Genomic DNA, 23,291 nt, shown 5'->3' with positions numbered 1-23,291 from the left:
AGTTAACAATTAAATATACCTTAAAAACAAGTAAAAATCAATGGGATGGGGTCGTTCCAAACGGTAGGATTGGGGGGCTAAGGGTTATTGTCACCGATCGTTTGAGAGAGGACGGCCCGCACCTTCTGTAGATCCTCCGGGGTGTCGACTCCGATGGGCTCGTAATCGACCGAGACCATCTTGATACGATATCCTTTTTCAAGGACCCGGAGTTGCTCGAGCTTCTCCAAAGCTTCGAGAGGGGTGGGTTTGATCCTGGAGAGTTTCAAGAGGAAGTCGCGGCGGTAGACGTAGAGGCCGATGGTTTTATACAATTTCCTGGAGAGGAGGTCCTTTTTCAGGTCGGGGTCGGTGAGGATCTGTTCGAGGGTGAAGTCCCTTGGATAGGGGATAGGGGATCTCGAAAAATAGAGAGCGAACCCATTCCCATCGACAACCACCTTTCCCTGGTTGGGATTGACCCAATCTCGGAGGTCCCTGATCTCCGTCATCAGGGAGGACATCGGGAGGGATTCGTCCCTCAAAAGGGGACGAATCGCCTTGTCGATGATCGCCCCTCGGATGAGGGGTTCATCCCCCTGGACGTTGACGATAAGGGTTGCCTTCGTCCTTCGGGCGACTTCTGCAACCCGGTCCGTTCCCGTGGGATGGTCCGGAGAGGTCAGGATCGCCTCTCCCCCAAAACCCTCAACCGCTTGGGCGATCCTCCGATCATCCGTAGCGACCAGGATTTTTTCGACCAGCCTCGATTGCGCCACCCCTTCGTAGACCCACTGGATCATCGGTTTTCCGAGGATCTCGGCCAAAGGCTTTCCTTCGAACCGGGTCGATCCATAGCGGGCAGGGATCACCGCCAGGATATGCATTTCCCTTTCCTTTCGGCCCCGTGTCTGTTTCAACGAGTATCCCTTTTTCAAGTCTTTTTCAAGCCGTAGAGGTCCGCAACCTCTTTGAAACCCGGGAGGGCCTTTTCGATGACGCTCTTTTCAACGGCGTAGGCAATCCTGAAGTAGCCCGGTTTGCCGAACCCCCTGCCGGGAACGGTAAGGATTCTCCTCGCCTGGAGTTCTTTGACGAAGGCGAGGTCGTCCTCGATCGGGGCCTTGGGAAAGAGGTAGAAGGCCCCTTCCGGTTTCACGACCTCGTAACCGAAGGAGGTCAGGGCCTGGTAGAAGAGATCCCGTTTCTCCTCATACTCTCGGATGTTGATCGAATTCCTCTGCAGAGGGGCTACCAATCTCTGCATAAGGGCAGGGGCATTGACAAAACCGAGGGTCCGATTGGCAAAGACGAGGGCGGCCATCAATTCGTCGACCTCCTCGCAGAAAGGGTTAACCGCCACGTAGCCTATTCTCTCTCCGGGCAGGGAGAGGTCCTTGGAATGGGAGGTGACCCGGAGGGTATGAGGGTAGAACTGAAAGGCGATGGGGAGTTGGATGCGGTCGAAGACGATCCTGCGATAGGCCTCGTCGGTGATGAGGTAGAGGGTTCTTTTTAACGCCTGAGACCTCTCTCTTAAGACCCTTCCCAGGGCTTCCAGAGCGCCCTCTTTGTAGACGACGCCCGTGGGGTTGTTCGGCGAATTAATCAAGACGGCCTTCGTTTTCGGCCCGATGGCCTTCTCGATCGCTTCCACGTCGAGGGAGAAATCTTCCTTGGTGTCGACCAGATGGATTTGGCCCCCGCTGTTTTCAATGTAGTATTTGAACTCCATGAAGTAAGGGGTGGGGACGATGACCTCGTCGCCCTCGTCGAGGAGGGCCTTGAAGACGACGTTGAGCCCGCCAGCGGCTCCGACGGTCATCACGATGTGCTTTTCTTCGAAGGGGAGGCCCGACTCTTCGGCCAGATATTGGGCGATCGCTTGTCGGGTCTCCACATATCCGTTGTTAGGCATGTACCGGTGCATGCCTGGGATGGGTTGATCGGCGAGGGCCTTGAGCGCCTTCTTCAGAGAGGGAGGGGGTTCGAGATTGGGATTTCCCAGGGAGAAGTCGTACACATTCTCCTCCCCGTAGATCTTCTTCAACTCCTCGCCCTGCTCGAACATCCGCCTCACCCATGAGGCGCCTTCCAAGGCATTCTTCACCTTTTCAGAGATGGCCATGGTCTGCTTCTCCTTTCTCTATGGAAGATGCGGGATCTTCGCGAATTGGCGAAAAAGATTATCCGATCGATGGCCTCGTCGATCAAATCGATTAAAAAAAAGAGCCATAAGGTTACCCCTATGGCTCTTAAACGAAAAAGCCATGGGGGCCTCCTCGGTCACCCATGGCTTTTACTTCCTCCGTGGGAAGGCCTTATGGGTGACCCCTTTCAAAATAAAAGTAAAAGAAATAGAAGTATGAAAAGGCCGACATCGGATCTCCTTTTTGGAATTTATCTTACTACATCAACGATCGCCTTGTCAAGGACCCGATTTGACATTTGGTTCAATTCCCTTTACTATTCCGAAAATTAAACCCCTATGGAAGGCCTTCGGAAGGCGACATGGCAGGGGAGAAAAGGCTTTCCCGGACCAGAAATATAGGATTCATGGCCCACATCGATGCCGGTAAGACGACGGTCACCGAGAGGGTCCTTTTTTATACCAAGAAGATCCACCGGATGGGAGAGGTCGATGACGGCACGGCGGCGATGGACTGGATGATCCAGGAGCAGGAGAGGGGGATTACGATCACCTCTGCGGTGACCACGGTCGAGTGGAAGGGAAAGATCATCCACATCATCGATACACCGGGGCATGTCGATTTTACCATCGAGGTCGAACGATCCCTTCGGGTGCTGGACGGCGCGATCGCCATCTTCAGCGCGGTCGAGGGCGTGGAACCCCAGTCGGAGACCGTCTGGCATCAGGCGGACAAATATCGTGTGCCCAAGCTGGCCTTCATCAACAAGATGGATCGGATCGGGGCCGACTTCCAGGAGACGATCAAGATGATGATCGAGAAGCTCGGGGCCAACCCCCTGGTGCTCCAGATCCCGATCGGATCGGAGGATCGGTTCGTCGGGGTGGTCGATCTGATCCGGATGAAGGGGATCGTCTGGGATGTGCAGAGCCTGGGCACCGAGTTCAAGGAGATCGCCATTCCCCCTGAGCTGGAGGAGAAGGCCGACCACGACCGGTCGCAATTGCTCGAGGCCCTCGCCGAACTTGACGATCCTTTCATGGAACGGTACCTCAACGGGGAGGAGATCGACGAGAGGGAGATTAGAGAGACGATCCGAAAAGCGACGATTTCGATGAGGGCCGTCCCCGTGCTCTGCGGCGCGGCCCTCAAGAATATCGGGATCCAGCCCTTGATCGATGCCATCGTGGATTACCTCCCTTCTCCACTCGACCTTCCCCCGGCCGAGGGGACCCACCCGGAGACCGGCCAGAGGGAGGAGAGGCTGCCGAAGGATGAGGCGCCCCTCAGCGCCCTGGCCTTCAAGGTCATGATGGACGAAGGGAGGAAATTGGTCTACCTCCGGATCTATTCGGGAGTGCTCCATGTCGGGGACGAGGTCTATAACCCGAGGCTGAAGAAGAGCGAGAAGATTTCGAGGATCTTCCAGATGCACGCCAACCAGAGGACCCGGGTGGAAGAGGCCAAGACCGGGGAGATCATCGCGGTGATGGGGCTGAAGGAGACGACCACCGGAGATACCCTCTGCGACAAGAACCATCCCATCTCCCTCGAACCGATCGATTTTTACAAGCCCGTCATCTCGGTTGCGGTCGAACCCAAGACGAGCCGTGACCAGGACAAATTGATCCAGTCCCTGGAGAAGCTGAGCGAGGAGGACCCCACCTTTCAGGTGAAGGTGGACGAGGATACCGGGCAGACGATCATCTCCGGGATGGGAGAGCTGCACCTGGATGTCCTGGTCAACCGCCTCCAGACGGAATATCATCTGGAGGTCAATGTGGGAAGGCCCCAAGTGGTCTACCGGGAAACGGTGGAGAGAGAGGCCGAGGCCTCCTTCCGGTTTGCCAAAGAGCTGGAGGAGACCAAGCTCTTCGGTGAGGTCACCCTGAGGGTTTCGCCCAACGCCAGGGGAAAGGGGATCGAATTCCTGTCGGACCTTCCCGAGGGGACCTTACCCGCCGAATGCCTCGCCGCCATCGAAGAAGGGGTTCGGGAAGGCGCCACGGTGGGAGTGATCATGGGTTATCCGATGACCGATCTTCGCATAACGCTCCTCAAAGCCAGCGTCGACCCGACCGCTCCCTCACCGCTCGCCCTGAAGATCGCCTCTTCAAATGCCCTGAAGGAGGCCTGCCGGAAGGCACAGCCGGTCCTGATGGAGCCGATGATGGAGGTCAACATCATGGTGCCGGAGGAATTCATGGGCGAGGTGGTCGGCGATCTGAAGGCGAGGCGATGCTCTGTGGAGGCGATCACCCCGAAAGGAAAGATCGCGTTGATCAAAGCGATCGCCTCCCTGACCCGAATGTTCGGTTATTCGACGGATTTGAGATCGCTGACCCAGGGCCGAGGAACCTTTTCGATGCAATTCGCTCGTTATGACAAGGTGATCGGTTAGGGCCCCCCATCGGGGATGAATCGTCTTATGCTCCTATGATGGACGAGGAGATCCTCAGGCTCCTAAAGGAGCGGCCATCGGCCTTCGTCTCCGGCGAGGAGATCAGCAGGCGGCTCAGGAAGAGCCGGACCGCCATCTGGAAGAGGATCCAACATCTGAGGTCTTTAGGTTACGAGATCGAGGCCTCCACCCGTTCGGGTTACCGTCTGATCGGGTCTCCCGATCTTCTCACTCCGGTGGAGGTCCTTCCCTCGCTGAAGACCCGATGGATGGGCAAAAAGATCCACTACTTCACCCGCCTCGATTCGACCAACAGCAAGGCCTATGAGCTGGCCACCCAAGGGGCTGAAGAAGGGGAGATCGTGATCGCGGAGTCCCAGGAGAGAGGAAGGGGCAGGCTTGGGAGACGATGGTTCTCCCCTCCCTTCCTGAATCTCTACCTGTCGGTCATCCTCCGTCCCGGGCTTCCTCCCCACCAGGCACCGCTCATCACCCTGATGGCGGCGGTGGCGACCGCTGAGACCATCGAAGGGTTCTCGGGCCTCCCCCCCGTGATCAAATGGCCGAACGATCTCCTTCTGGGGGGCCGAAAGGTGGCTGGCCTGCTCAACGAGATCCGGTCCGAAACGGATCGAGTCCACTTCGTCATCCTCGGCATCGGTGTCAATCTCAATGTCGATCGGGCGGCCCTTCCGGAGGAGATTCGACCTCTGGCCACCTCGCTTCGGGAAGAGACGGGAGGGCCCGTTTCGAGGAGGGATTTCCTCTGCCTCTTGTTGGAGCGACTGGAGGGCTGGTACGAAAGGTTGAGGGGAGAAGGGGGCGAACGAATCCTCCGGGCCTGGAGGGAACGGGCCCGGATCGGGGGAAAGCGAGTGCGGGTCACCTCCTTCGGGGAGGTCATTTCAGGGGAGGCGATCGACATCGATTCGGACGGTTCCCTCCTTCTGAGGACAGAAGGGGGAGGGACGAGGCGAGTGGTGGCAGGAGATGTGGAGTATGCGAGGTCAGAAAGGTAGGATCGAGCCCTTTGATCCATCGATCCTCCATGAACGAGGTTTCCAAAGGGAATTCCCATCGGGGAGGGAAGGGGATGCTTCTGGTCATCGATGTGGGAAACACCAATACCGTGCTCGGCGTTTATGATGGAAAGGTCCTGAAGGACCACTGGCGGATCCGGACGGAGCGGGAGAGGACGGCCGATGAATGGGGCATTCTCTTCCGCGACCTGTTTCGGTTCGACCATCTCGAGATGAACGATTTTAAAGGGATCATCATCTCCTCCGTGGTCCCTCCTGTCTTGGAGATGCTCCAGGAGATGGCGGATCGGTATTTTCATGTCCAACCCCTGATCGTCGGCTCGAATATTGAGACGGGGATGAAGATTTTATACGACCATCCGGCCGAGGTGGGAGCGGACCGGATCGTCAATGCGGTGGCCGCCTACGAGCGATGGCGCCGCAGCTGCATCGTGGTCGATTTCGGAACGGCCACCACCTTCGACTATGTCTCCCCGAATGGAGAGTACATGGGAGGGGCCATCTCCCCGGGAATCGGAATATCGGCAGAGGCCCTCTTTCAGAGGACCTCGAAACTGCCCCGGATCGAGATCACCAAACCCTCCCGGGTCGTGGGGAAGAATACGATTCAGAGCATGCAGTCGGGCATCTTCTTCGGATATGTCGGGCTGGTCGACGAGATTGTCAGACGGATGAAGAAGGAGGTCCAATCCAACCCGAAGGTGATCGCCACCGGGGGCTTGGCCTCCCTCATCGCCAACGAGTCAGCGACCATCGAGGAGGTAGACGAATTCTTGACCCTCGAGGGCCTGAGGATCATCTACGAGAGGAATCAGAAGAACAAGGGAAAGGGAAAAGGGGAAAGGGCGAAGAGGCCGCGCTAACTTCCCCTGTACCACCCCACAAATCGTTTTATCCCCTCCTCAATGGGGACCTTCGGTCGGTATCCCAGCTTCTGCCTCGCCTTGGTGATGTCGGCATAGGTGATGGAGACATCTCCCGGCTGGAAGGGAAGGCTGAGGATCTTGGCCTTCTTGCCGAGGTTCTCCTCGATCAACCGAATCAACTCGATGAGGGAGGTGGTCCGGGATTCTCCAAGATTGTAAATCTCGAAACCCCGGTGCCGCTCGAGCACGGCCATCATCCCGTCGATGAGGTCGTCGATATAGGTGTAATCCCTCTTCGAGGAGCCGTCCCCGTAAACCGGAACCTCTTCTCCTCGATCGATCAGGGCGGTGAATTTGTGGATGGCCATCTCCGGCCTCTGTCTCGGGCCGTAGGCGGTGAAGATCCTCAGGCAGGCGATCTGCATCCCGAAGAGGGAGTGGTAGTTGAAGCAAAACAGTTCCCCCGCCCTTTTCGTGATGCCATAGGGGGAGACGGGCAGGAGGTCGGGATCGTCTTCCGAAAAGGGGACCTTTTGGTTTTCTCCGTAGACGGAAGAGGAGGAGGCGAAGATGAACTGAGGCGTCTCGAACTCCCTGCAGAGCTCGAGCAGAATGAGGGTTCCCCTTACATTCACGTCCTCATAAAGCAGGGGGTCGGCGATGGAAGGCCTCACCCCGGCCTTTGCCGCCAGGTGAAAGACGGCCTCGGGCCGATAGGTTTTGAAAAGGTCCACGAGGTGATCCCGATTCCGTATGTCTCCGGTGACCAGAGTGAAGGCATCGGGGAACTTCTTATGGATTGCCTCGACATTTCTGAGCTTTAAATGGGGGTCGTAGTAAGGGTCGAAATTGTCGAGACAGATGACCCCATGCCCCGCCCGGAGGAGCCTTTCACAGAGGTGAGACCCGATAAATCCGGCACCGCCCGTGACCAGGACCGCTCTCATGGTTCACCTTTCAATCGGAGGGGATATTTGAGGATCAGCGAAAGGCCGAAGGCGAACAGGGGAAGGACCAAGATGGCCTTCATCGCTGCTGGAACCCCCCAGGCATCGGCAATGGCCCCGAGGGCGGTGACCCCGATGCCTCCTGCGCTGATGGTGAAACCGACCATCATGCCCGAGGCCATGCCAAGATGGTGAGGGAGGGTGGCCTGGGCCATGACCGTGGTGAGGGCGAAGGAGGAGATGAGGACCATCCCTGCCAACCCGATCAGGAGGAAGGAGGCCAGGCCACTGCTTGAGTGGAAGAGGAGGAAGAGGGGAAAGGAGAGGAGGAGGGTGACGCTGAGAAATCTCTTGTGCCCCCACCGATCCGCCAGGGGCGCACCGAGGAGCGTCCCCGCCGCACCGGAGATGAGGAAGGTGGAGACGAGCTTTCCGGCGTAAAGGGGATTTCCCTTGAGGTAGTTGATGTAGTAGAAGGGGATATAGGTCGCCATGCCGAACTGGACCCAGGCCCGTATCGTGGCGATGGCGATCAGGAGGAAGAAGGTCCACTTCTGATCCTTGGTAAGGGCCCGCTTCTCCTCGGGCCCCGCCTGCTTCTGGGCGACCTTCACGGGCGAGGTTATTTTTGACAGAAGGAGAAGCATGATGGTGCTGATCAGGATTCCAGGAAAGGCGAGGCCCAGGGTGCCGTGGATCCCAAAGAGGGTGACGAGCGTCACCGCCCAGATCGGACCGAGGGCGATCCCCAAATTCCCTCCCACCGCGAAGATGGACATCCCCGTGGCCCGCTTCTCTCCCGTGAAGAAATGGGCCGTTTTGAACCCCTCCGGATGGAAGATCGCGATCCCGATGCCGGAGAGGATGACGCAGGACAGGAGGAGGAAGTAATTCGGCATGAAGCCCGCCGCCGAGATCCCCACGCAGGCGAGGACGGGCGCAAGGGGAAGAAACCATCCGATGGGCCTTCGATCGGAGAGATGGCCGAAGAGGGGCTGGATGATGGAGGAGGTGAGGTTGGCCGAAAGAAGGATCGTCCCGGCCATCGTATAGGAGAGGTGGAGGCTTTCCTTGAAGAAAGGGAGGAGGGCAGGGAGGGCGCCCTGGTTCAGGTCCGTGACAAAGTGGGCGGCGCTGAGAAGCCCCAGCACCTTCAGGTTCAATTTCTGCATGACCCTTCTATCTTTATCGATCGAGGGAGGTTTGTCAAATGAGGGAGCGACTTCGATAGACATTTTTTGGATTTTTGGCTATGATTAGTCCAGCGTTTCAAAGGAGATAGGATGAAGATCGCCATTTCAGGAAAAGGAGGGGTGGGCAAGACCACGCTGGCCGGGGTGATGGCCAGGCTTCTGGCCGCCGAGGGGAAGAAGGTCCTTGCGATCGATGCGGATCCCGATTCCAACCTCGCCTCGGCCATCGGCCTTCCGAAGGAGATGTCCGAAAAACTTGCGCCCATCGCCTCGATGAGCGCCCTCATCGAGGAGAGAACGGGCGCCAAGAAGGGGACCTATGGCTCCATGTTCAAACTCAACCCGAAGGTGGATGATATCCCCGACGAGTTGGGGGTGACCTTCGAGGGGATCAAGCTCCTCCTCTTGGGCTGTATCCCCCAAGGGGGAGGAGGTTGCTTCTGCCCCGAGAATGTGCTTTTGAAGAATCTGGTTCGCTACGTCCTCGTGGCGAGGGATGAGGCCCTGATCATCGATATGGAGGCCGGCCTCGAACACCTCGGAAGGGGAAGCACCAGCCATGTCGATGGCCTGATCATCGTGGTCGAGCCCGGCCAGAGGGCGATTCAGACGGCAAGACAGATCCGAAAGCTCGGCGAGGACCTCAAGATCAAGCGGATGATGATCGTCGGCAACAAGGTCAGCTCCGAAGAGGATCGGAAGGTGATCGAAGAGAATCTTTCGGACTTTCCCATCCTGGGCCACATGAGCTTCAACCCCAAGATCCTCGAGGCAGACCGGACGGGTAAGTCGCCCTATGACCTGGACGGAAAGGTCCGAGAGGAGGTGAGGGCCATCCTCAGGGAGCTGGAGAAGAGGATTTAGAGTGGGGGAGGGATTTTGAATGCCCTTCTCGGGATGTCGAATTTGAGAGGCGATGGTTCGAACGATCTTTGTCTGGTCGTGCATCGTCCTGGCGACCCTCCTGTTGGGGGTCGTCGCCTTGATCGCTTATCCCTTTGACCGGAAGGGTCGGATCGGTCATCGCTGTGCCCGGATATGGGGCAAGGTCGCCCTGCTGGCCAACGGGGTGAAGGTGAGGGTGGAAGGCCTGGAGAGGATCAAAGGGAGCGGCCCCTTTATCTTCATGGCCAATCACCAGGGCAGTTACGATATCTTCGCCCTTCTCGGGTATCTCCCCTTCCATTTCAAGTGGCTTGCGAAGAAGGAGCTCTTCTCCATCCCTTTTTTGGGCTGGACGATGAATGCGGCGGGCTATATCAGCCTCGACCGGCAGGGGACGCGAGAGACCGTGGAGGCGATGAACCAGGCCGCCCAGAAGATCCGGGAGGGGATGTCCGTGGTCATCTTTCCCGAGGGGTCGAGAAGTCCGGACGGTTCGATCCAACCCTTCAAAAAAGGGGGCTTCACCCTCGCCCTGAAGGCCAGGGTGCCCATCGTTCCCATCTCGATCGCCGGAAGCCGGGAGATCATGCCGAAGGAGAAGTGGGCGGCCTCCCCAGGGGAGATCCGGATCCGGGTGGGAGAGCCGATCGAGACCGAATCCTACTCCACCCGGGACAGGACGGTTTTGATGGAGAGGGTGAGCGAGACGATCCAGAGGAATTTCGAAGCGATCCATCGAACATAGCTCAAGAGGGAGACTGTGATCGAGGATACGGTCAAGGAGAGATTGAAGCGGGAGATCGTCGGGATCGTTCTGATCGCCGTGGCCCTCTTCCTCCTTCTCAGCCTCATCTCCTACCATCCGGCCGACCCCTCCTTCTTCTCCTATGCCACGGCGCCGAGGGAGATCGCCAACTGGGTCGGCATCGTCGGCGCCTATGGATCGGCCCTTCTCTTTCAAGGCGTTGGGTTTCCCGCTTTCCTGATCCCCCTCGTCCTCGGCCTTTATGCCATCGGATATATCCTCCGCTGGGAGTATAAGTATCCACTCCTCAAACTCTTCGGCTGGGCCATCATCCTGCTTACGACCGCTTCTCTCTTCAGCCTCTGGACCAAGCCGCTTCAGATCCCTCCCCGGGATTTCCTCCTCGGGGGTATTTTGGGGGAGATCCTCTCAAGGTGGCTCTCCCGCTATCTCAATCTCCCTGGGGCCACGCTCCTCCTCGGGTGCCTCTGGGTCCTCGGTTTTGTGTTAGGGACAGGGGTCTCCTTTTTCGGACTCGTCAGGGGCATCACCGGGGGCCTGGGCAGGCTTGCAGACCGGATCGGCACGATCAAGAGGATGAGAAAAGAACGGAGCGAGAGGGCCCAGAAGTTGGTCCAACGGAGACAGGCGAGGAAGGGGCGAGGGCAAGAGGAGCCCCCGGGCGAAACGGAGACGGAAAAGGAGACGCCTCCGCCGGTCGTGGTCGTCGACCGAAGCCCGGCCCATCGAAAACGAACCGAGGTCGCCGAGCAGACGACCTTCAACTTCGGAGAAGAACGAAGGGAGTTCCAGCTTCCACCGATCTCCCTGCTCGATGCCGAGACCGAGAAGAGGCAGAAGATCGACCGCGACAGCCTGGTGATGAATTCCCGCATCCTGGAGAAGAAACTCCTCGATTACGGGGTGGAAGGTCGGGTGGTGGAGGTGAGGCCCGGGCCGGTCATCACGGTTTATGAGTTCGAGCCTGCGCCGGGGGTGAAGGTGAGCCGGATCGTCAACCTCGCCGACGACCTGGCCCTGGCCCTGAGCGCCGTGACGATCCGCATCGTCGCCCCCATCCCCGGGAAGTCGGTGGTGGGGATCGAGGTGCCCAATGCGATCCGTGAGACCGTATACCTGAAAGAGATCGTCGATTCCGATCTGTTCCGGAGTTCGAAGTCGAAGCTCACCATCGGTCTCGGCAAAGACATCTCGGGCGAGCCCTTCGTCTTCGATCTGGCCAAGATGCCCCATCTCTTGGTGGCCGGCTCCACGGGATCGGGAAAGAGCGTCTCGATCAACGCCATGATCAACAGCATCCTCTTCAAGGCCACACCGGAGGAGGTTCGATTCATCATGATCGACCCCAAGATGCTGGAGTTGTCCGACTACGACGGCATCCCCCATCTCCTCCTTCCGGTGGTCACCCACCCGAAGAAGGCCGCCACGGCCCTCAAATGGCTGGTCGAGGAGATGGAGCGGCGCTACACGGTCCTGGCGGAGAAGTCGGTCAGAAATATCGAACACTACCATCAGAAGATCGAGAGGGAATCGAAAGAGAGGATGAGGCCTCCCAAACGCCAAGGCGAGGGCGAGCCACCCGAGGGAGAGAGACCGGAGGAGAGGGCGGAGGCCTTGCCCTATATCGTGGTGGTGATCGATGAGCTCGCCGACCTGATGATGGTCTCTTCGAAGGAGGTAGAAGAGTCGATCACCCGGCTGGCCCAGATGGCCCGGGCCGTGGGCATCCACCTCATCCTGGCCACCCAGAGGCCGTCGGTCGATGTCCTCACCGGGCTGATCAAGGCCAACTTCCCCGCCCGGATCTCCTTTCAGGTGACCTCGAAGGTCGATTCGAGGACGATTCTCGACACGGTCGGGGCCGAGCATCTTCTCGGATCGGGAGACATGCTCTTTCTGCCTCCTGGAAGCGCCAAGCTGATCCGGATCCACGGGGCCTATATCTCGAGTGCAGAGATCAAGCGGGTCGTCGAATTCCTGAAACAGCAGGAGTCTCCCCGCTATGAGACCTCCATCCTGACCGAAAAGAAGAAGGGGGAGGAAGCCTCGGGAGAGGAGGAGGAGTATGATGAGAAGTACGACGAGGCCGTTTCCTTCGTGGCCGAGACCGGCCAGGCCTCGATCTCCCTCATTCAGAGGCGCTTCCGGATCGGATACAACCGGGCCGCCCGGATCATCGAAAAGATGGAACAGGAGGGGGTCGTGGGACCCTCGGACGGGGTGAAGCCGAGGGAGGTCTATGTCAAAAAGATCGAACCATAGGGAGGTCGAGGTGAAAAGGATTCTCCAAAGTGCACCAAGCTTCTTCTTGTTGATGGGGGTGTTCCTCTTCTCCCCTTCGGGATGGGGATCTTCCGGCCAGACGCTTCTGATGGAGATCCAGCATCAATACGAGAAGACCCAGGATTTCGAAGCCTCTTTCGTCCAGGAGTATATTGGCAAGGTGATGCGTCAGCCCCAGAAAGGGGAGGGGAAGGTCTTCTTCAAGAAGAAGGGGATGATGCGATGGGACTATCGGATTCCCAACCAGAAGATCATCTCCGATGGCCAGACCCTCTGGTTCTACCAGCCGGAGGAGAACCAGGTTTTGGTCTCCCCTGTGGAGAGGATGGTGAAGGAGTTCGGGTTTCTGATGGGAGAGGGAGATCTGAGGAGGGATTTCAGGCTTATCGCGGTCAACGATTCGGCTCAGGGCAGAGACGACCTGACCGTCATCGAGATCGCTCCCAAGGAGCCACACCCCGCGGTCTCCAAGCTATCGCTCACCCTGGACCGGAAGACCTATCTGGTCGTCCAGGTGGATGTGGTGGATGGCCTCGGCAATGTGACCAGAACCCGATTCAACGAGATCAAGACCAATACCAACCTCCCCGCCGCCTTCTTCCAATTCAAGGTCCCGCCCGGGACCGAGGTCATCCGAATGCAGGATCCAGGGTCACCCGGCGGGAAGAGGTCCAAGTAGAGGATCCCTCAAGGGGGACGCTATCCTATTGAAGCCCAAGCCCCGAAATTCGAGGCCTTTTGAGAATTCCTTCGATCGCGTTTTGAGCTTCGATTTTCGGATTTCGAATGTTTCGGGATTCGTCGATGCCCCTTCACACCACCCAGGCCATCGTCATCCGGTCCTTCAATTACGGAGAGTCCGACAAGATCCTCACCTTTTTCACCCGTGATTTCGGCAAACTGAAAGGGATCGCCAAAGGGGCCCGAAGGAGCAAGAAGCGCTTCCAGAACGCCCTGGGACTCTTCTCCCATCTCCGGCTCATCTTTTTTGACCGGGAGGGGATGGGGCTGGTGAGGGTGGAAAGCGGCGATCTCCTCCACGCCTTTCCGAACCTGAGGGAAGACCTGAAGAGGATCTACTTCGGGAATTATTATCTCGAGCTGATCAACGAGATGGCCGGAGAACGGGAGGTCCACCCCGAGGCCTTCGACCATGTCCTCTCTTTTCTGACCCAACTCGATCGAGAGCCACCGAGGGAAGATCAGTTGAGGATCTTCGAGATCCGGATGCTCGCCCTCTTCGGCTACCGTCCCCATCTGAGCCGGTGCGGTTCGTGCAAGCGGGGGTGGGAGGAGTTGAGAAACGAGGCCAATACCTTCTTCTCCCTCGAACAGGGGACGCTCCTCTGCGGCCAATGTTCGAAGAGAGGGGAGGCCCTCCTCCCCCTCTCTCTGGGAACGGCCAGGCTCATCGATCTGATCGCTCAGAGCGATCTCGATCACCTGAACCGGATCCGGTTCACCGCCCAGGCCCTCGCCGAGAGCAGGGGACTTCTTCCAAGGTTCATCTCCCATCACATCGGGAAAGAGCTGAAGTCGTTAAAGGCCCTCCAGGATCTCGGTGGACCTTCTTGACAGGGAGAGGTGGGAAGTGCTAAACCCTACCTCGTCGCGTAACCGGAGGGGAGGCGCATGAACTTTCAGGATCTGATCTTCGCCCTTGAGAGATTCTGGGCCGGTAGAGGATGCGTGATTCAGCAACCCTACGACCTCGAGGTGGGCGCAGGCACCTTCAATCCGGCCACCTTCCTGAGGGTCCTGGGACCCGAGCCCTGGAAGGTCGCCTACGTGGAGCCCTCTCGGCGTCCGACGGATGGCCGGTATGGAGAGAATCCCAATCGTCTCCAACACTACTACCAGTATCAGGTCATCCTCAAACCCTCCCCGATCGAGATTCAGGAGATTTATCTTGATAGCCTCAGGTCCTTCGGGATCGACCCCCTGAGCCACGACATCCGCTTCGTGGAGGACGACTGGGAGTCTCCGACACTCGGCGCCTGGGGGTTGGGCTGGGAGGTCTGGCTGGACGGGATGGAGATCACCCAGTTCACCTATTTTCAGCAGGCCGGCGGCATCGAACTGAATCCCATCCCCGTGGAGATCACCTACGGCATCGAACGGATCGCCATGTATCTCCAGGGCGTCGATAACGTTTACGATCTTCAATGGACCGACGGGATCACCTACGGCGACATCCATCACCGGGGAGAGGTCGAATTCTCCACTTACAATTTTGAGCAGGCCGATGTGGAGATGCTCTTTCGTCTCTTCGAGATGTACGAAAGAGAGGCGAAGCGGTTGATCGAGGTCGGCCTCGTCCTGCCTGCTTACGACTACTGTTTGAAGACCTCCCACACCTTCAACCTTCTCGACGCCCGGGGCGCCATCAGCGTCACCGAGAGGATGGCCTACATCCTGAGGGTGAGGGCCCTGGCGAGGCTCTGCGCCGAAGGTTACCTCCAGCAGAGGGAGGCGATGGGATTTCCCCTTTTGAAGAAGTTTTGACTCGGAGGAAAAAAAACAAGTCAACCCAGTAGGGTGGAACGAGCGAAGCGGTTCCACCTCATCATTTCCTATGCAGATGAAAGAACTTCTCCTTGAAATCGGAACCGAGGAGATCCCGGCAGGGTTCGTTCCTAAGGCCCTTGCCGATCTAAAAGACCTGGTTCAGAAGGAACTGGAGGCGAACCGGATCGATTTCAGCGGGGTCAGGACCCTGGGCACCCCCAGGCGGATCGTCCTGCTCATCGAATCGGTATCGGAGAGGCAGCGGGACGAGGAGATCCGAAAGATCGGCCCCTCCAAGGCGACCGCTTTCGATCCCCAAGGGGCTCCCACCAAGGCGGCGATCGGGTTTGCCAAGAGCCAATCGGTCCCGGTCGAGTCTCTCGAAGTGGTTAAGACCGACAAAGGCGAGTATGTCTGTGCGGTCAAGCGGGAGGCTGGAAAACCCACCTTTGAGGTCCTCCAAAAAATGCTTCCGGGGATCATCCTCGCCATCCCCTTCCAGAAGTCGATGCGGTGGGGGGAGACCTCCATCCGATTTGCCCGGCCCATCCACTGGGTCCTCTGCCTCTTCGGCGGCGAGGTCGTCGATTTCGAATTGGGCCCCCTCCGGAGCGGAAACGTGACCTTCGGCCACCGGTTCATGCATCCCGAGCCGATGGTGGTCGGGGACATCCGATCTTACCTCGAGAAGATGGACGCGGCCAAGGTGATCGTCGATCCCGAAGAGCGGAGGAAGAGGATCCTGGAAGGGATGATCCGGGAGGCGGAGAAGGTTTCCGGGAAGGTCCTCGTTGACGAGGATCTGCTCGACGAGGTCAACTTTCTGGTCGAGTTTCCCTTCCCGCTCTGCGGGAGTTTCGATCCGAAATTTCTCTCCCTTCCTCGGGAGGTGGTCATCCACTCGATGAAGGAGCATCAGCGGTATTTTCCGGTGGTGGACGGATCCGGGGAGTTGCTTCCCCACTTCATCTTTCTCAGCAACCTCGTCCCCCGAGACGAGAGGGTCGTGGTGAAGGGAAACGAACGCGTCCTCAAGGCCCGGCTCACCGATGCGGCCTTCTTCTTCGAGGAAGATTTGAAGGTACCCCTCGAAAAGAGAGTCGAGGATCTGAAGAAGGTCGTCTTTCAGGCCAAACTGGGAACCTCCTACGAAAAGGTGATGCGGTTTAAAGCCCTGGCCTCCTATCTGGTGGAGCGGATCGACCCCGGCCTTCGAGCCCCCGTCGAACGGGCGGCCTATTTGTGCAAGGCCGATTTGGTGACCGGCATGGTAGGAGAATTCCCCAAGCTTCAGGGCGTCATGGGGCGGGAGTATGCGAAACGCTTCGGTGAGAGCCCCGAGGTCTCCGAGGCCCTCTACGAACATTACCTTCCGGCCTTTTCAGGAGACCGGCTGCCCTCCGGGCCTGTCGGCGATATCGTGAGCATGGCCGACAAACTGGACACCATCGTCGGCTGCTTCGGCGTGGGCCTGGTCCCGACGGGAACGGCCGACCCTTTTGGTCTGAGGCGCCAGGCCCTCGGAATCATCCGGATCATCCTTGAGAAGGGATATCCCCTCTCCCTCGTCGAGATGGTCGAGGAGGCCGGGCGGCTCCTGGGCGAGAAATTGGAACGGCCCTTCGAAGAGGTCAAGGCAGAGGTGCTGGATTTCTTCAGGGTGCGGTTCCAGAATCTCCTTCTCGACAGGGGTTACCCCTTCGACGTGATCGATGCGGTCCTTTCAACCTCCTTCGATCAACTCCTCGATCTTCATCACCGGATCGAGGCCCTGAGAGAGGCCCGAACGTGGAAGGACTTCGAATCGATCGTGATCGGCTTCAAGCGGGCCATGAACATCCTGAAGGGGGCCTCCTTCCCGGCCGGCGTCAACCCCTGCCTCTTTTCGAAACCAGAAGAGGGGGACCTCTACCAGACCTTCACGGAGACGAAGGGAAGGATCGAGGAGCTCCTCCGCAGAAAAGATTACGTGGCCTCGCTCTTCGAAATGAGCCGGATGAAACAGGCCATCGACGCCTTCTTCGACGGCGTCATGGTGATGGTCGAAGAGGAGGCGATCCGGAACAACCGCCTCGCTCTGCTCGATGCCATCGGCAAGCTCTTCTTGAGGTTTGCCGACTTCTCGAAGCTCGCCTGAGGGGGGGTTAGGCCTTCTCCTCTCCCCGGCTCTTTCTTGCCCAGGCCTCGTATCTTGCCGCGATCTCCAGATATTGATCGACGTTCACGATGGGCTGGTTCAGGTCCTCGAGCAGGGAGGAGGGGATTTTCCCCTCGAGGGCGAGTTTGTTGCCGGCCTGGCGGATCAATTCGAGCCTGGGTTCCAGGAGCTGTGGGACCATCTGGAGGGCGATGGAGCCCGGGATGCAGATCTCCCCGATCGGCTCGCAACCGAAGTTGGCCGCCTGGGCCCTGAACGTCAGGACGAGGGGGCCAAAATTGTCCGTTTCCGGAAATCCCGAGGTGGAAAGGAGAAGGAATTTCGAGGGCAATCTCCAGCTGTAGGGATGCCTCACCCGGCCGGAGGCGTCCCGGGTCAAAAAGGGGTCCATGCCGCAGATGCAGCGATCCATCACGGTCTTCATCTGGGCGCTCATGTTGTCCGTGTAAACGGGGGTGCCCATGACGAAGAGGTCAGACGCCTTGAGGTGGGGATAGATCTGATCCATGTCGTCCCGCTGGGCGCATTGACCGGGCGTCTTGTGCATACAGGTCAGACAGGCCCGGCAGGGCGAGAGGTTCATCTCCTTGAGCTGGAAGTCAGTGACCGAGGCGCCTGCCTCGGAAAGCCCTTTCAGAAGGGCCTCCATCAATCTCCAGGTGACGCCTTTCTTTCCCCTTGCGCTTCCGTTTAACGCGATCACTTTCATGGCTTCTCCTTTCGATGAGAGCTCTCTTCTCTCCCGATCCGACCCTGACGCTACCACAATCGGAGGAAGGTTTCAAGCCGATCGTTTGACAAGACAGGGGGTCTATTTTACGTTGATCCAAACGCAACCACAGGGAAGAGGAGATGGAGTCCGGCCACGAAAAACCCCAAACCTGGGAGGACGCCTACCTGGTGAGCTTCTATGAAGTCGATGCCCAAAACCGGATCTTCCTCCCGAGCCTCTGGAAGTATCTCCAGGAGACGGCCTGGAACCATGCCAACCGCCTGGGAATCGGCTATGAAGACCTGGCCCGAAGCGGCTGTTTCTGGATCCTCTCCCGGCTGGCCATCGATATTCAGGAATACCCTGCCTGGGGGGATAAGATAAGGGTTAAGACCTGGCTCATGGGAAGCAGTCGCCTCTTTGCGTTTCGGGATTTTTCGATCATGAAGGATGACGGCAGGATCATCGGCGGCGCGAAGAGCGCATGGGTGGTGCTCGACATAAAAACCCGCAAACCCCAGCGGATCGAACCTTTCCTCCGAGGATTAAACCCCCATCCGGATCAGCACGGGGGAAAGACTCCTCTGGAGAAACTGCCTGCGCCAGGCCATCCGGATGAGGAGACCTTCTTCACGGTCCGCTACAGCGACCTCGATTTGAACCTCCATGTGAATAACGCCCGATATATCGAGTGGATCCTCGATAGCTATTCCTTTGAGATGAACCAGACCCATCAGATCTCGACCCTTGAAATCAATTTCCTTGCGGAGTCGAACTTCGGCGATGAACTCATTGTTCGCACCGAAGAATTGAAGAATTCCCCTTCGACCTTCCTCCATTCCATCGTGAGAAAAGGGGACGAGCTGGAGCTCTGCCGCGCAAGGGTGAGGTGGAAACCTGCTAACCCGAATATTTCGGAAAAATAAGAAAAAAAGCTTGACTCTATTAAAAAAGTTTTGTATTCTAAATGCATAATTCAATTAGAATAATTCTAATTTGATAACGTATAACAAGGCGATTTAATTGAAAAATCCATTTACTCTTGGGATTGTTAGAAGGGAAGATTTTTGTAATAGGGAGAAGGAATTAGAGGACCTTCTTCGTTCGGCGAGAAATGGGAATCACACCGTACTATATGCGCCTCGACGGTTTGGAAAGTCTTCATTGGTTACGCTGGCGCTGGATATCTTGAGGCAGGAAGGGTTCTTAACGGTCTATATCGACCTTTTTCCGGTAACATCTGAACTGGATTTCATCTCGAGATTTTCTTCTGGAATTTTTAAAGGAGTGGGAAGGGAGACTGACCCCAGAAGTTTTCTCGAAGAAACAGCGAACCTCTTTAAGAAATTGATACCAAGCATCGATATAAAGCCGGACGGGTTTAGCCTTTCGGTTAAGTTTGACCGTTCATTAGAGCCGGATTTGCTTCTGGACGATCTCATGGAGGGCCTCTACAGATATGTCGAGGGGAAAAAACTTCGGGCTTGTATTGCCCTGGATGAATTCCAGGAGATCACAGAACTTCCAGGCTCTAAAAGGATAGAAGGGATTCTTCGTTCTCATATACAACTTCATAAAGAGGTGGCCTACTTTTTTGTGGGGAGCCGAAGGGGGATGTTGAAAGACATGTTTTCGAACACGAGCCGTCCCTTTTATAAAAGCGCCTTTTTATATACCCTGCAAGAGATTTCGAGGGAAGATTTCGTTTCTTATGTGGTGAAGAAATTCATGGACACGGGTAAGAGATGTCCGAAAGAGATCGCCAATCAGATCTACGATCTCACCCGAGGCTACCCCTATTATGTCCAGAAACTGGCCTCCCTTGCATGGGACAGAACCGAAAAAGAATGCGATGGCCCCATCGTTCAGGAAGCCTATCGTCACCTCATCGAGATAGAGCGCATCGACTTTGAGGGGATATGGAGCGGGCTTACCTTGATGCAAAAATCGCTATTAAGAGCTATTGCTGAAGAGCCTGTTCACTCTCCTTATTCCCGAGAATTCCTCGAGAGGCACCACTTCACCATCGGCGGAACGCAGAGGGCGATGAAGATTCTTCTTTCGAGAGACTTGATCGAAAAGGATGGCCAAGGAAGGTATCGGTTGACCGACCCCATTATGGAGGCATGGCTGAAAGGATGAATCGGGATGTTATTTCAAACCTCGAAGAGAGAAGAATGCTGAGCGATGTTGCCCTTGGAAATTCTCCTCCGGACCTGGTGTTGAACAACGCCAACCTCTTCAACTCTCTCACTGGAGAGTTTATTCCGGGTCAATCGATCTGGATCAAGGCCGGCAGGGTCGCCTATGTGGGAAACGACAGCGATTTTAAAAGGGACCCTCAGACCCGTGTCATCGATGCCGGCGGGATGACCGTCCTCCCCGGGCTGATCGACGGCCACACGCACACCGTGAGTAACCGTTATGGAACCGAAGAATTCATCCGCTTTGTGATCCCGACGGGCGTGACCACGGTCGTTACCGAATTGATGGAGACGGCCACGGTCTCGGGAAAGGAAGGCATCGAAGTTCCCGTTGCAGGGTTCGATGAGCAACCCATCCGTATTTATCATACCGTTCCTCCGGTCTGCGGGCTCACCCCCGTCGAGGAGGTGATGGCTCCGACCCTTGACGAATTTATCGCTCTGTTAAAACATCCAAAGTGCCTCGGCATCGGAGAGATTTACTGGGGGAACCTCTTTCTCGAAGGCGAACAGGGAGAGAGGTTAAAGAAACTCATCGCAATTGCCCTCGCAATGGGCAAAGTGGTTGAGGGACATACCGCCGGGGCTCCTTTAAAGAAGCTTCAGGCCTATGCCGGTTTCGGCATCTCCTCCTGTCACGAACCCATCACCGAAGAAGAAGTGCTCGAAAGGCTGAGACAGGGTTACTGGGTGATGATCCGGCAGGGATGGATCCGGAAGGAGCTTCCTGGCGTGGCCGGGATTTTCCAGAGGAAGATCGACCTGAGAAGGCTCACCCTGACGACCGATGGGGTCGATCCGGAGGCATTTCTTGAGGAGGGTTACCTGGACGGAGCGGTGAGGACCGCCTTGAAGATGGGCATTTCTCCACCAATGGTTTACCAGATGGTGACGCTCAATGTGGCCGAGCATTTCCGGCTCGACCCCCTCCTCGGCTCGCTTACACCGGGGAAGATGGCAGACCTTGTGATGATCCCATCTCCTGAGGAGTTCTCTCCCCGACTGGTCATGTGTGACGGAAAGATCATCTTTCAAGACGGAAAATCTCTGGTCGAGCCGAGAAGGATCCAATTTCCAAAACACCTCTTCTCGACGGTAAACATTCCGCATTACACGATTCCTTCTCTTCCGACTCGTGGCAAGGTGAGGGTCATGGAGCTTGTGAGCAGGCTGGTCACGAGAGAGAGCTTCGTCGATCTCGACAACCCTGAAGAGTCCTCTGATCTCAATATGGTCCTCGCCCTCGACCGTCTCGGAAGCGGAGAGGCCTTCATGGGCTTCCTTAAAGGATTCGGCCTCCAGAGGGGAGCCTACGGAACGACCGCGAGCTGGGATGCGACCGATATCCTCGTGGTGGGATGCGATCCCTCGTCGATCGGGACCGTGGTCGAGAGATCGAAGGAGATCGGAGGCGGATTCGTCTATGCGATCGGAAGCGAAATCGTCGCCGAATGCCCCGCGCCCCTTTTCGGCCTGATGTCTTTGAAACCGATGGAGACCGTGAGAAGAGAAGTCCGAAGGATCGAAGAAGCCCTCAACCGAAACGGTGTCCGATGGGAAAGGCCCATGCTGACGGTCGATACCCTGAGCACCGCCGCCATCCCCCACCTCCGAATCACCCACCGAGGTTATGTGAGGTTGAAGGACAGAGAAATCCTCCCCCTGTAGGGTGGGTCGAGCGCAGCGGACCCACCACAAAATATTGTGATAAAAGACTCCCAAAGGAAAAGTAGAAAGGGCAAAGGGGAAACCCAGATGACAGGGGATTAAGACCTTGATGGCGGATTCCCATTGTTGTATTATTTACAACAAATGATGTAAACCCAACAACAGATGAGGTTTGCCCGTGTTTCTGCTGCTTGGCTCAAAATTGAGACGAAAATTGCTGACCTACTCCTTCACCCATCCCGATGAAAATCACTACGTCAGAGAGCTTTCTCTCCTCATCGACGAAGATCCGGGGAACCTTTCGAGGGAATTGAAGAGGCTGGAGAACGAAGGGGTTTATCACTCGGTCACCAAAGGGAGGGTAAAATACTACTCTCTTAACCGGAATTACCCACTTTTTCATGAGCTTAAAGAGATCATCTTTAAAACAGAGGGCGTCCAAGGGAGTCTCAAAGATCTCGTTCAAAGATATAAAGGAATTACATTGGCCTTCCTTTACGGGTCTTATGCAAAAGAAAAGGAACGAATCAGTTCGGACATCGATCTGGTCGTTGTGGGAGAATTCTCCCGCTCTTCTTTTACCCGGGATATTCGAAAGCTGGAGTCAACCTTGAACAGAGAAATTAATTTCACGGCTTATACCCCTAAAGAATTTGAGAAAGAAAGGAGCAAAAAGGGAAGCTTTCTTAATCTTGTTTTGAAAGAGGAGATTATCCTTTTGAAAGGGACCCTCGATGCAAAATAAACTCCTATAAAGGCTTGAGGCTGCTGGAAAAATTAGAAGGCAAAAGGCCGGTTGGGTACAGATCGAGGCGCTGTTAAAAGAAGCTATTTTGGACCTCGAAGAGGCAGAAAAGATTCTTCCATTGGCAGAGCGAGCCACCTATCTGCTGGCCTATAATGCAATGCTCAAGGCAGGAAGGGCCCTCCTGCTCCTCCAGGGTTTTGTCCCTGACGATGGAGCACAGCATAAGACCGTGGTTGAAGTGATGAGCGCTATCATGGGAGAACGGTATCGACATCTCACGGAACAATTTGAATCGATGCGGAGAAAGAGGCACGAAATGACCTACGAGGCTGGAACACTTCTCTCAAAATCCGAAGTGGAAAAGGCTTTCTCAGACGCCGTTGCCATCGTTAAAAAGATTTTGAAGGAGGTGAAGGATCAAAATCCCCAATTAGAGCTGAAATTTGAGCTGAGAAAAAAAAGATAATAAAAGATGGACGAAAAGGAGAGAAGATCAAAAGAGGATATCCAAAAGGCCCTATGGCCCTTTGCATCAGTAGTCGATGTAGGGTGGGTCAAGCGTAGCGGACCCACCATCATGGGTGGATCAAACAAAGTGGATCCACCCTATAATAAAAGGTGGATCCGTTACACTTGATCCACCCTACTACTACCTATATCTATATCGTAAGATATGGCAGAGCAGTCAGCGGCAGAGCCTCCACGCGCCTATCTAAAGTGTATCTTTCAGTTCCAGGATAAACGACATAGAGTTTTTCGAGCCGGAGATCTTCAAGAGCAATG

20 protein-coding genes are annotated in these 23,291 nt (G+C 56.5%); 15 read left to right on the top strand and 5 right to left on the bottom strand.

The genetic code is table 11. The features are described from left to right. Positions 1 to 77 precede the first annotated feature (77 nt). Both kdsB and N3G78_13205 read right to left on the bottom strand, forming a co-directional pair. Positions 78 to 866: a 3-deoxy-manno-octulosonate cytidylyltransferase gene (kdsB, locus tag N3G78_13210; GenBank protein MCX8118871.1), complete on the bottom strand. Its 789-nt coding sequence runs from the start codon at positions 864 to 866 to the stop codon at positions 78 to 80. A gap of 47 nt (positions 867 to 913) precedes the next feature. Next, on the bottom strand, positions 914 to 2,107 hold the full coding sequence (locus N3G78_13205) for a pyridoxal phosphate-dependent aminotransferase (GenBank protein MCX8118870.1): 1,194 nt from the start codon (positions 2,105 to 2,107) through the stop codon (positions 914 to 916). Positions 2,108 to 2,490: 383 nt separating this feature from the next. Here N3G78_13205 and fusA point away from each other — a divergent pair, with 383 nt between their 5' ends. The 3 genes from fusA to N3G78_13190 all read left to right on the top strand — a co-directional run bounded on the left by fusA (position 2,491) and on the right by N3G78_13190 (position 6,433). Further along, positions 2,491 to 4,530 (top strand): elongation factor G, encoded by a 2,040-nt coding sequence (gene fusA / locus N3G78_13200; protein MCX8118869.1) that lies wholly within the window; start codon positions 2,491 to 2,493, stop codon positions 4,528 to 4,530. Positions 4,531 to 4,568: 38 nt separating this feature from the next. Beyond that, the gene (locus N3G78_13195) at positions 4,569 to 5,549 is read left to right on the top strand and encodes a biotin--[acetyl-CoA-carboxylase] ligase (GenBank protein ID MCX8118868.1); all 981 of its coding nucleotides are present in this window, start codon (positions 4,569 to 4,571) and stop codon (positions 5,547 to 5,549) included. A 74-nt stretch (positions 5,550 to 5,623) separates the two neighbouring features. Then, positions 5,624 to 6,433 carry a type III pantothenate kinase gene (locus N3G78_13190; GenBank protein MCX8118867.1) on the top strand — a complete coding sequence of 270 codons (810 nt, stop codon included), beginning with the start codon at positions 5,624 to 5,626 and terminating at the stop codon, positions 6,431 to 6,433. On the opposite strand, the gene N3G78_13185 is transcribed toward N3G78_13190, so the two are convergent. Both N3G78_13185 and N3G78_13180 read right to left on the bottom strand, forming a co-directional pair. Continuing rightward, on the bottom strand, positions 6,430 to 7,383 hold the full coding sequence (locus N3G78_13185) for a GDP-mannose 4,6-dehydratase (GenBank protein MCX8118866.1): 954 nt from the start codon (positions 7,381 to 7,383) through the stop codon (positions 6,430 to 6,432). The two genes, N3G78_13190 and N3G78_13185, sit on opposite strands and share 4 nt — an antisense overlap. Then, complete coding sequence (locus tag N3G78_13180) at positions 7,380 to 8,555, bottom strand: MFS transporter (GenBank protein MCX8118865.1); 1,176 nt, start codon at positions 8,553 to 8,555, stop codon at positions 7,380 to 7,382. Before N3G78_13180 ends, N3G78_13185 begins: the two co-directional genes overlap by 4 nt. 111 nt (positions 8,556 to 8,666) lie before the next feature. Here N3G78_13180 and N3G78_13175 point away from each other — a divergent pair, with 111 nt between their 5' ends. The 7 genes from N3G78_13175 (at position 8,667) to glyS (ending at position 17,155) form a co-directional block, all read left to right on the top strand. Beyond that, positions 8,667 to 9,440: a carbon monoxide dehydrogenase accessory protein CooC gene (locus N3G78_13175; GenBank protein MCX8118864.1), complete on the top strand. Its 774-nt coding sequence runs from the start codon at positions 8,667 to 8,669 to the stop codon at positions 9,438 to 9,440. 52 nt (positions 9,441 to 9,492) lie between these two features. Further along, entirely contained in the window at positions 9,493 to 10,206 is a 714-nt protein-coding gene (locus tag N3G78_13170) for a 1-acyl-sn-glycerol-3-phosphate acyltransferase (protein MCX8118863.1), read from the top strand. Positions 10,207 to 10,224: 18 nt separating this feature from the next. Next, complete coding sequence (locus N3G78_13165) at positions 10,225 to 12,489, top strand: DNA translocase FtsK 4TM domain-containing protein (GenBank protein MCX8118862.1); 2,265 nt, start codon at positions 10,225 to 10,227, stop codon at positions 12,487 to 12,489. 52 nt (positions 12,490 to 12,541) lie between these two features. Continuing rightward, positions 12,542 to 13,189 carry an outer membrane lipoprotein chaperone LolA gene (gene lolA, locus N3G78_13160; GenBank protein ID MCX8118861.1) on the top strand — a complete coding sequence of 216 codons (648 nt, stop codon included), beginning with the start codon at positions 12,542 to 12,544 and terminating at the stop codon, positions 13,187 to 13,189. Between the two features lie 125 nt (positions 13,190 to 13,314). After that, positions 13,315 to 14,085 carry a DNA repair protein RecO gene (gene recO, locus N3G78_13155; protein ID MCX8118860.1) on the top strand — a complete coding sequence of 257 codons (771 nt, stop codon included), beginning with the start codon at positions 13,315 to 13,317 and terminating at the stop codon, positions 14,083 to 14,085. Between the two features lie 57 nt (positions 14,086 to 14,142). After that, positions 14,143 to 15,015, top strand: coding sequence for a glycine--tRNA ligase subunit alpha (gene glyQ / locus N3G78_13150; GenBank protein MCX8118859.1), 873 nt, complete (start codon positions 14,143 to 14,145; stop codon positions 15,013 to 15,015). A 76-nt stretch (positions 15,016 to 15,091) separates the two neighbouring features. Beyond that, positions 15,092 to 17,155 (top strand): glycine--tRNA ligase subunit beta, encoded by a 2,064-nt coding sequence (gene glyS, locus N3G78_13145; GenBank protein MCX8118858.1) that lies wholly within the window; start codon positions 15,092 to 15,094, stop codon positions 17,153 to 17,155. Positions 17,156 to 17,162: 7 nt separating this feature from the next. Here the strand turns inward: glyS and N3G78_13140 are convergent, their stop codons facing one another. After that, a complete protein-coding gene (locus tag N3G78_13140; GenBank protein MCX8118857.1) occupies positions 17,163 to 17,885 on the bottom strand; it encodes a flavodoxin family protein in 723 nt (240 codons plus the stop codon). 143 nt (positions 17,886 to 18,028) lie between these two features. On the opposite strand from N3G78_13140, the gene N3G78_13135 reads away from it, so the two are divergent. The 5 genes from N3G78_13135 (at position 18,029) to N3G78_13115 (ending at position 22,974) form a co-directional block, all read left to right on the top strand. Beyond that, the gene (locus N3G78_13135; GenBank protein MCX8118856.1) at positions 18,029 to 18,814 is read left to right on the top strand and encodes a thioesterase; all 786 of its coding nucleotides are present in this window, start codon (positions 18,029 to 18,031) and stop codon (positions 18,812 to 18,814) included. Positions 18,815 to 18,911: 97 nt separating this feature from the next. After that, positions 18,912 to 20,030 (top strand): ATP-binding protein, encoded by a 1,119-nt coding sequence (locus N3G78_13130; GenBank protein MCX8118855.1) that lies wholly within the window; start codon positions 18,912 to 18,914, stop codon positions 20,028 to 20,030. 35 nt (positions 20,031 to 20,065) lie between these two features. Next, positions 20,066 to 21,760: an amidohydrolase family protein gene (locus N3G78_13125; protein MCX8118854.1), complete on the top strand. Its 1,695-nt coding sequence runs from the start codon at positions 20,066 to 20,068 to the stop codon at positions 21,758 to 21,760. A gap of 178 nt (positions 21,761 to 21,938) precedes the next feature. Next, complete coding sequence (locus N3G78_13120) at positions 21,939 to 22,505, top strand: nucleotidyltransferase domain-containing protein (protein MCX8118853.1); 567 nt, start codon at positions 21,939 to 21,941, stop codon at positions 22,503 to 22,505. A gap of 70 nt (positions 22,506 to 22,575) precedes the next feature. Continuing rightward, positions 22,576 to 22,974: a HEPN domain-containing protein gene (locus N3G78_13115; protein MCX8118852.1), complete on the top strand. Its 399-nt coding sequence runs from the start codon at positions 22,576 to 22,578 to the stop codon at positions 22,972 to 22,974. Positions 22,975 to 23,291 lie beyond the last annotated feature (317 nt).

It is taken from the genome of Thermodesulfobacteriota bacterium, assembly GCA_026415035.1.
Lineage (GTDB): Bacteria > Desulfobacterota > BSN033 > BSN033 > UBA1163 > RBG-16-49-23.
The sequence above is the reverse complement of the archived record's forward strand: the minus strand, read 5'-3'. Positions and strand labels throughout refer to the sequence as shown.

What these genes read in the sequence shown, in the direction of transcription:
- N3G78_13185 (MCX8118866.1), bottom strand. Translation starts at nt 7,383, where the DNA reads ATGAGAGCGGTCCTGGTCACGGGCGGTGCCGGATTTATCGGGTCTCAC.
- N3G78_13205 (MCX8118870.1), bottom strand. Translation starts at nt 2,107, where the DNA reads ATGGCCATCTCTGAAAAGGTGAAGAATGCCTTGGAAGGCGCCTCATGG.
- kdsB (MCX8118871.1), bottom strand. Translation starts at nt 866, where the DNA reads ATGCATATCCTGGCGGTGATCCCTGCCCGCTATGGATCGACCCGGTTC.
- N3G78_13125 (MCX8118854.1), top strand. Translation starts at nt 20,066, where the DNA reads ATGCTGAGCGATGTTGCCCTTGGAAATTCTCCTCCGGACCTGGTGTTG.
- N3G78_13140 (MCX8118857.1), bottom strand. Translation starts at nt 17,885, where the DNA reads ATGAAAGTGATCGCGTTAAACGGAAGCGCAAGGGGAAAGAAAGGCGTC.
- glyQ (MCX8118859.1), top strand. Translation starts at nt 14,143, where the DNA reads ATGAACTTTCAGGATCTGATCTTCGCCCTTGAGAGATTCTGGGCCGGT.
- fusA (MCX8118869.1), top strand. Translation starts at nt 2,491, where the DNA reads ATGGCAGGGGAGAAAAGGCTTTCCCGGACCAGAAATATAGGATTCATG.
- glyS (MCX8118858.1), top strand. Translation starts at nt 15,092, where the DNA reads ATGAAAGAACTTCTCCTTGAAATCGGAACCGAGGAGATCCCGGCAGGG.
- N3G78_13170 (MCX8118863.1), top strand. Translation starts at nt 9,493, where the DNA reads ATGGTTCGAACGATCTTTGTCTGGTCGTGCATCGTCCTGGCGACCCTC.
- N3G78_13175 (MCX8118864.1), top strand. Translation starts at nt 8,667, where the DNA reads ATGAAGATCGCCATTTCAGGAAAAGGAGGGGTGGGCAAGACCACGCTG.
- N3G78_13180 (MCX8118865.1), bottom strand. Translation starts at nt 8,555, where the DNA reads ATGCAGAAATTGAACCTGAAGGTGCTGGGGCTTCTCAGCGCCGCCCAC.
- N3G78_13190 (MCX8118867.1), top strand. Translation starts at nt 5,624, where the DNA reads ATGCTTCTGGTCATCGATGTGGGAAACACCAATACCGTGCTCGGCGTT.
- recO (MCX8118860.1), top strand. Translation starts at nt 13,315, where the DNA reads ATGCCCCTTCACACCACCCAGGCCATCGTCATCCGGTCCTTCAATTAC.
- lolA (MCX8118861.1), top strand. Translation starts at nt 12,542, where the DNA reads ATGGGGGTGTTCCTCTTCTCCCCTTCGGGATGGGGATCTTCCGGCCAG.
- N3G78_13195 (MCX8118868.1), top strand. Translation starts at nt 4,569, where the DNA reads ATGGACGAGGAGATCCTCAGGCTCCTAAAGGAGCGGCCATCGGCCTTC.
- N3G78_13135 (MCX8118856.1), top strand. Translation starts at nt 18,029, where the DNA reads ATGGAGTCCGGCCACGAAAAACCCCAAACCTGGGAGGACGCCTACCTG.